The following is an 11,160-nucleotide window of genomic DNA, read 5'->3' as shown; positions in this document are numbered from 1 at the left end:
AACATGCGTAAATGGAAAATCGCTTTGGGCGCCGCTGTCGCGCTGGGCGCAATCTCGGTGGCGAGCGTTCACCTGCTCGATATGGGCAGCCTCAGCCTCAATGCCGGCACGGCCGGAGCGGCAACGCCCGCTCCCGCGGCATTCGTCATGCCGGTGCCGGTGACCAGCGTGGTGAAGAAAACGATCCCGATCTATCTCGACTATGCCGCCCGCACCGAACCGATCCGCAGCGTCACGCTGCAGGCCAGAGTGCCGGGCTACCTGGAAGAGCAGGCCGCCGAAGACGGCGCCGACGTCAAGAAGGGCGACCTCCTCTACAGGATCGCGCCGCAGGACTTCCAGGCGGCGCTCGACCAGGCGAAGGCGCAGGTGCAGCGTGATACAGCGACGCTCGACTATGCCCGCTCCAATCTCGGCCGCGGCACCGAGCTCGCCAAGAGCGGCTATTTGGCCAAGGACAGCTTCGACCAGCGCACCAGCACCTTGCGCGAGGCGCAGGCGTCGCTGGCGCTCAACCAGGCGGCGGTCCGCACGGCCGAGCTCAATCTGAGCTATTCGGAGATTCGCGCTCCCTTCGCAGGCCGCATCGGCCGTAACCAGGCCTCGATCGGCACGCTGGTCAGCGTCGCCGGCACGGTGCTCAACACGCTGGTGCAGCTCGACCCGATCTATGTAACCTTCAATCCGAGCGAGAGCGATCTGGCGCAGATCGAGGAAGCTCGTGCCGCCGGCCCGATCGAGGTCGAGGTGCTGCTCCCGGGCGAGACCGAAGCCCATCAGAAGGGTGAACTCACCTTCATCGACAACACGATCGACCATTCGACCGGCACCATCACCGCGCGCGCCACCATCGGCAACGCCAAGTTCGCGCTGCTGCCTGGCCAATATGTCCGCGTCCGGCTGCACGTCAAACAGCAGCCCGATGCGCTTATGGTGCCGCAGGTCGCACTGGGTTCGAGCCAACTCGGCAAATATCTCTACGTCGTCGGCAAGGGCAACACGGTCGACCAGCGGCTGGTTTCGACCGGGCCGACCAGCGGCGACCTGGTCGCCATCCTGAGCGGAGTCACGGAAGGCGACCAGGTGATAACAGGCAATCTGCAGAAGATCGGCCCTGGAATGCCGATTTCGCCACTGCCACAGAAACCGGCCACCTGACTCCCCCGCAGGCCCGGTTTCAGCGCGGCGCCCCGGCCTTCCCACAGGTCGCGGGCGCCGCTTTTGCGAGCAGCTCCGCCCGGCCAGTACCGGCGATGTGAAAAAAGCCGCAAAAGTCCTTGTTAGATTGTCGACAATCTGCTTGTCTTGCCTTTATTTCGTCGGGAGTGGCCGGGATGGCAAAGGCGGATTTCAGTCCAATCGCGGATACGACCCGACGCGCGGAGATCGTGGCGCTGCTGCGACGGGCAATCCTAACCGGCCAGTTGGAGCCGGGCCAAAAGCTCAACGAGCTCAGGATTTCCGAACAGATGCGCGTCAGCCGCGCGCCTTTGCGCGAAGCGATGCGCGAGCTGGTGCAGGAAGGTATCCTGACCAGCATCCCCTATGCCGGCACCTTCGTCATCAATGTCACCGCCAAGGACATCGACGATGTCTACTCGCTCAACAAGGTGCTCGACGAATTCGCCATCGAGCGGACATGGGAGCTGCGCGACCGGCGCTTTTTCGATGAGCTCGACCGGCGCCATGAGGCGGTGAAGCAGGCGACGCGCGACCGCGACACCACAAGGCAGATCGAAACCGCGCTGCAACTGCATGGCCTGATTCACGAATGGGCCGACAATTCCGTTCTTTTGGAAACATGGCAGCGACTGACCAGCCGGTTGCAGATGTATTTCGCCCTGCACCAGCAGGCACGCAACGAAGCCGTGCCCGCCGAGGACGTTCACGAGACCTACGTGCGGCTGCTCAAGGGCAACGACATGCGTGCTGCGCAGCGCCACGCCCGTCAACATATCGACCAAGATTTCCAAGAGCTTCTTGCCTACGCGCGCGCTCTCGAACGGCGCCCGTCGAAAGGCGCCTGATCCTTCCCCAGCGGACAACGGACATCAACGTGCAGATCGCAACCATCAAAGCCTACCATGTCGTGCAGCCCTTCGTGGACGGCCCCTACCGCATGTCCAAGGGACGCGTCGCCGACGCCTTCGACGCGGTGATCGTCGCCATCACCTCGGACGATGGCATCACCGGTTGGGGCGAGATGGCGCCGCTCGGTAATTTCTATTCGGCCGCCTTCCCTGCGGGCGCCCGTGCCGGCGTTATGGAGATCGCCCCGCACCTCATCGGCCACGACCCGCGCGGCCTCGCCGGCATCGGCCGGCTGATGGACATCGTGTTCAAAGGGCATCCCTACATCAAGTCGGCGCTCGACATGGCCTGCTGGGATCTCGCCGCGCGCGCCGCCGACGTGCCGCTGGTGACGATGCTGGGCGGCAAGGAGAGCGATACGGCCGAGCTTTACAAGGTCGTCACCCATGGCAGCGTCGATGCCATGGCCGCCCTTGCGCAGCGCATCGTCCAGGACGGCTTCCACCGGCTGCAGGTCAAGGTCGGCGGCAACGTCCGCGACGACATCGAACGCGTCAGCGCGGTCGCCGCCTCAGTGCCGAAAGACACTGTCATCTTCTGCGACGCCAATGCCGGCTGGACGCCCTACCAGGCGCGCCAGTTCGCCGATGCGACGCGCTCGATCGATTACACATTCGAGCAACCCTGCACGACGATCGAGGAAAACATGTCGGTGCGCCGCATGCTCGACAAGCCGATGGTGCTCGACGAATCCGTCACCTCGCTCGAGGACATGCTGGAAATCCATCGCCAGGGCGCGGCCGACGGGCTGACGCTGAAGATCTCGCGGCTCGGCGGCGTCGGCAGGACTCGGCTGATCCGCGATGTCGCCGTCGACCTCGGCTTCATGATCACCGTCGAGGATACCGGCGGCGCCGAGATCGACACGGCAGCCATGGCGCATCTGTCGCTGTCGACGCCGCAGGAGCGCCGCCTGCACGCCATCGCGTTCCACGAATGGGTGACGGTGCGCACGGCGTCGAACAAGCCGCCGGTCACCGGCAGCCGCATGGGCGTTCTGGATGGTCCGGGCCTCGGCATCGACGTCGTCCCGGACCTTCTCGGCAAGCCCTTCTTCGAGGTCGGCCGGTGAAAATCCGCGGCATCAAGGCGACGCCGATCAACCTCAGGCTCGAGGCGCCTTATGCCTGGGTGTTCGGTGAACTCGACGGCTTCTCGCCGACCATTGTCGAAGTGGAGACCGAAGATGGCCTGATCGGCCTCGGCGAAGCACCGACACCGGCAGCAGCCGCAATCGTCAACGACATCCTGGCACCGCGGCTCGTGGGCCGCGACGCCTTCGACATCGCCGGCGCCGAGCATGTCTGCCTCCCCTACTGGACCGGCGTGCAGTCGATCAACGACCGCACCCGCATCATGGCCTTCGGCGCGATCGAGATGGCGCTCTGGGACCTGCGCGGCAAGGCGTGGAACCAGCCGCTCTACCAATTGCTCGGCGGCGCCGTGCGCAAGGAGATCCCGTTCACCGATTACTTTTCGCTGCGCGGCGACGGGCCAAGCGTGAAAGGCGAGACGACAGCGGAGGAAGTCGCCGACTACTGCGTCGAGCTTCATGAGACCCACGGAACGACCTTCTTCGAAGGGAAGTTCTCGACGCAGGATCCAAAAATCTCGCTGAAGATGATCGAATTGATCCGCAGGAAGCTCGGCGACGATGCAATGATCCGCATCGATTCCAACCAGGCCTATTCGCTCAGCACCGCCCGGCGACTGACGCGGCCGCTGGAAGAGCTTAGCGTGCGCAATTGGGAGGATCCAGTGGCGACGATCGAGGAGATGCGCGAACTCAGGCGCCATTGCTCGATCCCGTTCTCGACCCACAACATCGACATCGCCCGCGCCATGGACCTCAAGGTGCCCGCCGCCTTCGTCGGCAATCCAACCGCGCATGGCGGCATCGGCCGCATGCTGCGCTTCGTCGGCGCCTGCGAGCACGCCGGCATCGATTTCTGGTGCTACAGCGGCGACAGCGGCATCGGCAGCGCCGCCTACCTGCATCTATGCGCGGCGCTCGGCTGGATACGGGAACCGAACCAGTCGCTGTTTCGCATGCAACCGACCGACATCACCGAGGAAGGACCGTTTTGCCCGAGGAACAATGTCGTGCCTGTGCCGGAGGGACCCGGTCTCGGCATCACATTGTCGCGAGAACGGCTCGCTGCCTGCCATCGCGACTTCGCCGAGAACGGGCCCTGCAACAAATATCACGATCCGGCAAAGCCCGGAACTTACCGTCGTTTGCCGCTGAACTAGATGAGGGCGGCCGGCCACAACAGAAGAAGCCAGCCGCCGCGATCCCGGTCGGAAAGGGTGGCCACGGACGAGAGGAAGCAGTGCAGCCCAGAAACCGGCACGTCCGCGCCAAGGACTGGATGGACCGGACAAAACCGCGTGCTACAGTCCCGGTCTACAGGCCTCTGGCGACCGGAAACGGTATAGTCGCGAATTTTCGTCAACCATAAGAAACAGGGGAAAGGGTCAAACCCATGAGCAAGAATTATCGCATTCTCGACCTCATCCGGCGCAATCGCTCGCCGCTCGAAAATCACCTCATCGACGGTCTCGTCGACGGCCGTGTCAGCCGCCGCGACTTCATCCGCCATGGCAGCCTGCTCGGCCTGTCGCTGCCGCTGCTGGGCGGCATCACCACGGCCGCGGGCCTCGGTGCCATGCCGTCGCTCGCCCGGGCGCAAGGCGCGCCAGGCGCCACGATCCGCGTCGCAAGCAGCGTGCCGGCGGCGACGATCGACCCTGTCACCATCGCCGATGCCGGCGGCCTGCTGATCATGCAGCAAGTCGCGGAGTTCCTCTGCGTCGACGGCCCCGATCTCGTGCTCAAGCCGGCGCTGGCTGAAAGCTGGAAGCCGAACGACAACGGCTCGGTGTGGACTTTCAAGCTGCGCAAGGGCGTGAAGTTCCACTCAGGCGGCGAAATGAAGGCCGACGACGTGGTGGCCAGCATCGACCGGATCGCCGACCCGGCCAACTCGTCCAACGCATTGTCGGTGTTCACCGGCATCCTGTCGAAGGGCGCCAGCAAGAAGGTCGACGACTACACGGTGGAATTCCACCTCGACGCCCCGAACGGCAACTTTCCCTACATGGTGTCGTCCGATAATTACAACGCCGTCATCGTGCCGGCGAGCTACAAGGGCGACTACGAAAAGAGCTTCGACGGCACCGGGCCGTTCAAGATCGACAAATACACGCCGAAGGTCGGCGCTTCCTTCGTCCGGAACGAAGGCTACTGGGGCGAGAAGGCGCTGCCGGAACGCACCGAATTCACGTTCTTTGCCGACATGCAGCCAATGATCCTGGCGCTGCAGGGCGGGCAGGTCGACATCATCAACCAGATGCCTGTCCTGTCTGGCGTGGCGCTGCTCAACGATCCCAACATCGACATCATCAGCCTGAAATCGTCGGCGCACCAGCAACTGCACCTGCGCTGCGACGACGGGCCGATGAAGGATGCGCGCGTGCGCCGCGCCATCGCGCTCAGCCTGGACCGCGACAAGCTAGTCGCGGGCCTGATGAAGGGGCGCGCCGTGGCCGGCAACGACAGCCCGTTCGCCCCGGTTTATCCCTCGACCGATGCGAGCGTGCCGCAGTGCAAGCAGGACATCGCGCAGGCCAAGCAGCTCATGGAGGCGGCGGGCGCGGGCAAGGGCTTCAAGATGACGCTGACCACCGAGCGCTATCTCGAAATCCCCGAATACGCCCAGCTCATCCAGAACTGGGTCAAGGAAATCGGCATCGAGCTCGAGCTCAACATCCTCGACCAGAGCGCCTATTACGGCGACGCCGTGTTCGGCAAATCGAACTGGCTGGACTCGGAAATGGGCATCACCGACTACGGCCACCGCGGCGTGCCGAACGTCTATCTTGCCGCCCCGCTGAAGAGCGAAGGCACGTGGAACGCGGCGCACTTCAAGAACAAGGACTACGACGCGCTGGCGACCAGCTATATCGCGGCCCTCGATCTCGAAGCGCAGAAGGCGACGGCAGGCAAGATCCAGAAACTTCTGCTCGAGGAGACGCCGGTCATCTTCGGCTATTTCTACGACTATCTGACGGCGACGGCGAAGGGCGTGGCCGGCGTGCAGCCGACCGCGATGTCGCAGCTGTTCCTGGAAAAGGCGTCGAAGGCCTGAGCGGAAGGGAAAGCCAATCCTCTAACAGCCAGCTTCCTGACGGGAGCTGGCTACTCAGGGAGTGTTAGCCATTCTCTCCTTCCTTGTCCGGCGCGTCTCGCTTTCGCTCGTCACGCTGTTCCTGCTCAGCATCATGGTCTTCCTGGGCGGGCAGGTGCTGCCCGGCAATGTCGGGCGCGCCATATTGGGGCCGTTCGCCGACCAGCGCGCCGTCGATGCGCTCAACCATTCGCTCGGCGTCGACCGGCCACTGCTTGCCCAGTACTGGAGCTGGATTTCAAACTTCGTCCAGGGCGACATGGGCACGTCCTACATCTTCCGCTCGCCGGTCGCCCCCTTCGTCATCGATGCGCTGGGAAATTCGATGAAGCTGGCGGCGGTCGCCTTCGTGCTGGTGGTGCCGATCGGCATCCTTGGCGGCGTCGTCGCGGCCCTCAACCTCAACCGGCCGCTCGACCGCATCATCAGCCTTGGCGGCCTGTCAGTGACGGTGCTGCCGGAGTTCGTCACCGGCATCATCCTGATCCTGATCTTCGGCGTCTGGCTGCGCTGGCTGCCGATCTCGGCGGCATGGCCGCGCGATGCCGGTTTCTTCACGCAGCTTTACTACCTGATCCTGCCGGCGCTGCCGCTGTTCCTGGTGCTGTTCGGCTATATCGCGCGCATGGCGCGCTCGGGCATGATCGAGGCGCTCGATTCCGACTATACGCGAACCGCGGTGCTCAAGGGCCTGCCCTGGCGCACGGTGATCTGGCGCCATGTGCTGCGCAATGCGCTGCTGCCGACCATCACCGTCATTGCCACCCAGACCGGCTATCTCATCGGCGGGCTGGTGGTGATCGAGACGCTGTTCCGCTACCAGGGTATCGGCTCGCTGATCTTCACCGCTGCGCGCGGCAAGGATTTCCCGATGCTGGAATCGGGCATCCTGACCATTGGCATCGTGTATGCCGTGGCCACCCTTGTGGCCGACTTCCTCTATTCCGTGCTCAATCCACGCATCCGGCTGGGGTCAGAACAATGAGCGCCGTCCAGACCAGTCCCGCCAGACAGGACGACACCCGCCAGCGCAGCCCCCTGGCGGAGGTTTTGTCCTCGCTGCTTCGCTCCGGCACCTTCCTCGTCGGCATCACCATCGTGCTGTTCTGGGTCGCCTGTGCGCTGTTCGGCGAACATTTCGCGCCCTACGATCCGCTCGCCGACGACATCATCAACGCGCTGGCGCCGCCTTCGGCCGAACACTGGTTCGGCACCGACCAGATCGGCCGCGACGTCTTCTCGCGCGTCATCGTCGGCTCGCGCGACATCCTGACCGTGGCGCCGCTGGCGACATTGCTGGCGACGGTGGCCGGCACGGCGCTCGGGCTGCTCACCGGTTACTTCCGCGGTATCGTCGACGATGTCGTCAGCCGCATCCTGGAAGCCTTCATGGCAATCCCGGTGGTGATCGTGGCGCTGCTCGCCATCGTGGCGCTCGGCACGTCCAAGACCACCGTCATCGTGGTCATCGGCCTGAGCTTCGCGCCGATCATCGCGCGCACCGTGCGCTCGGCGGTGCTGGCTGAGCGCGAGCTCGACTATGTCGCCGCGGCCCAGCTCAGGCATGAGAGTGCGCTGCATACGATGTTCGTCGAGATCCTGCCCAACGTCATTCCGCCGATCCTGGTTGAAACGACCGTGCGGCTTGGTTATGCCATTTTCGCGGTTGCCACGCTTTCCTTCATGGGCTTCGGCATCCAGCCGCCGTCGCCGGACTGGGGGCTCTCGATTTCCAGCAATTACGGCATGATCGGCGGCGGCTTCTGGTGGACCGTGCTGTTCGACGCGCTCGCCATCGCCTCGCTGGTGATCGGCGTCAACCTGGCGGCCGACGGCGTGCATGGAGCCTTCAATGACTGAACCCTCCAAGACCCGGAAGGCCAAGGCCCAGAACGCACTCGACCTCGACGACCTGTCGGTCGCTTATCGTGTTTCGGGCCGAAACCGGGCGGTGCTGCGCAATCTCAGTCTCACCATCGGCCAAGGCGAGGCCTATGGGCTGGTCGGCGAATCCGGCTGCGGCAAATCCACAGTCGCCCTTTCCGTCGTGCGCTACCTGCCGCGAAACGGTTCGATATCAGGCGGCGCGATCTCGCTCGACGGACAGGACGTCATGAAGCTCGATGCCGAGGCGCTCAGGCAAATGCGCGCCGAAAGCGTCTCCATGGTCTATCAGGACCCCGGCAAGGCGCTCAACCCGTCGATCCGCATCGGTCGCCAGCTGACCGAGATCTTCGAGCTTGGGGGCAAAACGGGGCAGGCAGCCGAGGATCGCGCAATCGCCATGCTCAACCGGGTGCGGATCTCCGATCCGGCCAGCGTCATGCAACGCTATCCGCACCAGCTTTCCGGCGGCATGCAGCAGCGCGTGGCGATCGCCATGGCGCTGGCCAACGATCCTTCGATGCTGATCCTGGATGAGCCGACGACCGGCCTCGACGCGACCGTCGAAGCCGAGGTGCTCGACCTGATCGCGCAGCTGCGGCAAGAATTGTCGGCCTCGATCCTGTTCATCAGCCACAATCTCGCCGTCGTCTCCAACATGTGCGATCGCGTCGGCGTGCTCTACGCCGGCATGCTGGTCGAGGAAGGACCGACGGAGGCCGTCTTCAACGATCCGCGCCACCCCTATACGGTAGCGCTGCTGCGCTGCCTGCCACGCGGCGGCCAGCGCAAGGACCAGGGCCGCCTCGACACCATCCCGGGCTTTTTGCCCGGCATCGGGGCCGACATCAAGGGCTGCCCCTTCGCCGACCGCTGCGCTCTCGCTACAGACCGCTGCCGCAACGAGTTGCCGCCGCTCTACGAGCTGGGCGGCCGGCTGTCGCGCTGTCACTATCACGAGAAGGCGCAATCCCTCCCGCGCACGACGCCCAGCGACGCGCCCGCCGCGCCGAAAGCCGCAGCCACGCCGGTATTGCGGGTCGCCGGGCTGAACAAGACCTTTGCCAGCCATGGCCATTCGCTGCGCGCGGTGAAGGACGTGTCGCTCGATCTCAGGCCGGGCGAAACGCTCGGGCTGGTCGGCGAGTCCGGCAGCGGCAAGACCACTTTCGCCAGGCTGCTGCTCGGCCTCGTGCCGCCCGACGACGGCGGCAGCATCGAGCTCGAGGGCAAGGCGCTGGCGCCGCGGCTGGGGGACCGCAGCGACGACCAGGTCAAGGCGATGCAGATCGTCTTCCAGAATCCGGACTCCGCACTCAACCGGTCGCATTCGATAAGGCATCTGATCGGCCGCGCGCTGAAGCGGCTGGCGGGCTTGAGCGGCAAGGCGCTCAAGGCCCGCCTCGACGACCTCGTCCGCTCGGTGCGGCTGACCGACCGGCATCTGGCCGTGAAGCCGCGCCAGCTGTCGGGCGGACTGAAACAGCGCGTTGCCATAGCGCGCGCCTTCGCCGGCGATCCACGCATCGTCGTGTGCGACGAGCCGACCTCGGCGCTCGACGTGTCGGTGCAGGCCGCGATCCTGAACCTGCTCGCCGATCTGCAAGCGAAGGAAGACGTCAGCTACATCTTCATCTCGCATGATCTTGGCGTGGTGCGCTACCTCTCCGACAAAATCGCCGTGCTCTATCTCGGCCGCATCATGGAGCTTGGGCCGTCGGAGGACGTTTTCTCCGGCCCGCATCATCCCTACACCGAAGCGCTGCTGTCGGCCGTGCCCAGGCTCGACCAGACCGAGACGGCGCGCATCCGTCTCGACGGCGAAATCCCCAGCGCCACCAATCCGCCGCCGGGCTGTGTCTTCCACACGCGCTGCCCACGCAAGATCGGCCCGATCTGCGAACAACAGGAACCGCCGCTGGCCGAGGCGCGCCCCGGACACTCGATCCGTTGCCATATTCCCTATGTGGAACTCGCCAGGCTGCAGAGGCCGGCAGCGGTCGATACCGAGCCGGCGTAGCCGAACATACGGCCCCTGCCCTTCACGGATGGCCGGCCATGCTGAAGGACCGGTCGCCCTCGGCAAAGCCCTGCTCGCCGGCCCAATCCCTCGTCAGTGCCCGCAATCCCGCCAAGGCCACGTCGAGCACATCCGACGACGCCGGATTGCTGGGATAGGCAAGATAGATCGGCCGCTGGAACACGGGCGTGTTCGCGACGCGTTTCATTTCGCCGCGCTCGATATGGCCGCTGACGGCGCTGAGCGGCAGATAGGCGGCGGCTTGCTGCGACAGCACGTGCTGCAAACCGATGAAGACCAGGCCGGCCGAAATGGCCGGCTTGACCATGCCGGCAAACGCCCGATCATGCTCGATGCGGAATTCGAGCCCCCAGTCCATCAGTATGTAGTTCTCGGTCCATGGCTTCGTCTGCGCGGCATGCTGGACAAGCACGACCTGATCGACGGCCAGCGTTTCGTAAACGATTCCGGGATGCGGCCGCGGCAGATAGAGGATGCAGATGTCGAGCAGGCCTTCGGCCAGTTGGTCGATCGCCAGATCGGGAAAACTGCCCTCGAGCCGTAACGCAACGTTCGGCCGCTCGGCGCGCATCCATTCGACCCATGGCGAAGTGATGCGCTCCCACAGATAGGCGGGCGCGGTCAGCCGGAGCAGTGTTTCATAGCCATCGGGAACGGCGATGTCCTGCCTCGATTGCTCCCAGGTGCGGGTGATGGCGGACGCATGCGGCAGGAACTGGCGGCCGGCCGGCGTCAGCGTGATGCCATCGCGGTCGCGGATGAAAAGCCGTCGCCCCAACTGCTCCTCCAGCACTCTTATCCGCGCACTGACGGTGGACTGGGCAAGGTTCAGCCGATTGGCCGCGACGGTGAAGCTGCCATGCTCGGCAATCTCCAGGAAACTGCGCAGGTTTTCGGTGTCCATGCCTTGGCTCTCCGCATCGAAAATTCCGATGGCCCCTATCAAAAAATATC

Annotated in this window: 9 protein-coding genes; 8 read left to right on the top strand and 1 reads right to left on the bottom strand. The window is 64.6% G+C overall.

Going from position 1 to position 11,160, the window contains the following annotated elements:
• Positions 1–3: 3 nt before the first annotated feature.
• From LB547_RS12040 to LB547_RS12005, 8 genes are all read left to right on the top strand, one after another.
• Positions 4–1,158 carry an efflux RND transporter periplasmic adaptor subunit gene (locus LB547_RS12040; RefSeq protein ID WP_140629181.1) on the top strand — a complete coding sequence of 385 codons (1,155 nt, stop codon included), beginning with the start codon at positions 4–6 and terminating at the stop codon, positions 1,156–1,158.
• A gap of 176 nt (positions 1,159–1,334) precedes the next feature.
• On the top strand, positions 1,335–2,027 hold the full coding sequence (locus LB547_RS12035; RefSeq protein ID WP_140762471.1) for a GntR family transcriptional regulator: 693 nt from the start codon (positions 1,335–1,337) through the stop codon (positions 2,025–2,027).
• A gap of 29 nt (positions 2,028–2,056) precedes the next feature.
• A complete protein-coding gene (locus tag LB547_RS12030; RefSeq protein ID WP_140762474.1) occupies positions 2,057–3,163 on the top strand; it encodes a mandelate racemase/muconate lactonizing enzyme family protein in 1,107 nt (368 codons plus the stop codon).
• Entirely contained in the window at positions 3,160–4,344 is a 1,185-nt protein-coding gene (locus LB547_RS12025) for a mandelate racemase/muconate lactonizing enzyme family protein (protein WP_140762477.1), read from the top strand. Before LB547_RS12030 ends, LB547_RS12025 begins: the two co-directional genes overlap by 4 nt.
• A gap of 233 nt (positions 4,345–4,577) precedes the next feature.
• Positions 4,578–6,242, top strand: coding sequence for an ABC transporter substrate-binding protein (locus tag LB547_RS12020; RefSeq protein ID WP_140762480.1), 1,665 nt, complete (start codon positions 4,578–4,580; stop codon positions 6,240–6,242).
• A gap of 70 nt (positions 6,243–6,312) precedes the next feature.
• Positions 6,313–7,266, top strand: a complete 954-nt coding sequence (locus LB547_RS12015) for an ABC transporter permease (RefSeq protein ID WP_140498118.1) — start codon at positions 6,313–6,315, stop codon at positions 7,264–7,266.
• Positions 7,263–8,141 carry an ABC transporter permease gene (locus LB547_RS12010; RefSeq protein WP_140497909.1) on the top strand — a complete coding sequence of 293 codons (879 nt, stop codon included), beginning with the start codon at positions 7,263–7,265 and terminating at the stop codon, positions 8,139–8,141. The genes LB547_RS12015 and LB547_RS12010 overlap by 4 nt, the downstream gene beginning before the upstream one ends.
• Entirely contained in the window at positions 8,134–10,185 is a 2,052-nt protein-coding gene (locus LB547_RS12005; protein WP_140497907.1) for an ABC transporter ATP-binding protein, read from the top strand. The genes LB547_RS12010 and LB547_RS12005 overlap by 8 nt, the downstream gene beginning before the upstream one ends.
• Before the next feature lie 22 nt (positions 10,186–10,207).
• Here the strand turns inward: LB547_RS12005 and LB547_RS12000 are convergent, their stop codons facing one another.
• Positions 10,208–11,110 (bottom strand): LysR family transcriptional regulator, encoded by a 903-nt coding sequence (locus tag LB547_RS12000; RefSeq protein WP_140497905.1) that lies wholly within the window; start codon positions 11,108–11,110, stop codon positions 10,208–10,210.
• Between the last annotated feature and the right edge of the window lie 50 nt (positions 11,111–11,160).

Source organism: Mesorhizobium sp. B264B1B (genome assembly GCF_020165765.1).
GTDB lineage: Bacteria > Pseudomonadota > Alphaproteobacteria > Rhizobiales > Rhizobiaceae > Mesorhizobium.
This window is presented reverse-complemented; position numbering and strand designations above follow the sequence as displayed.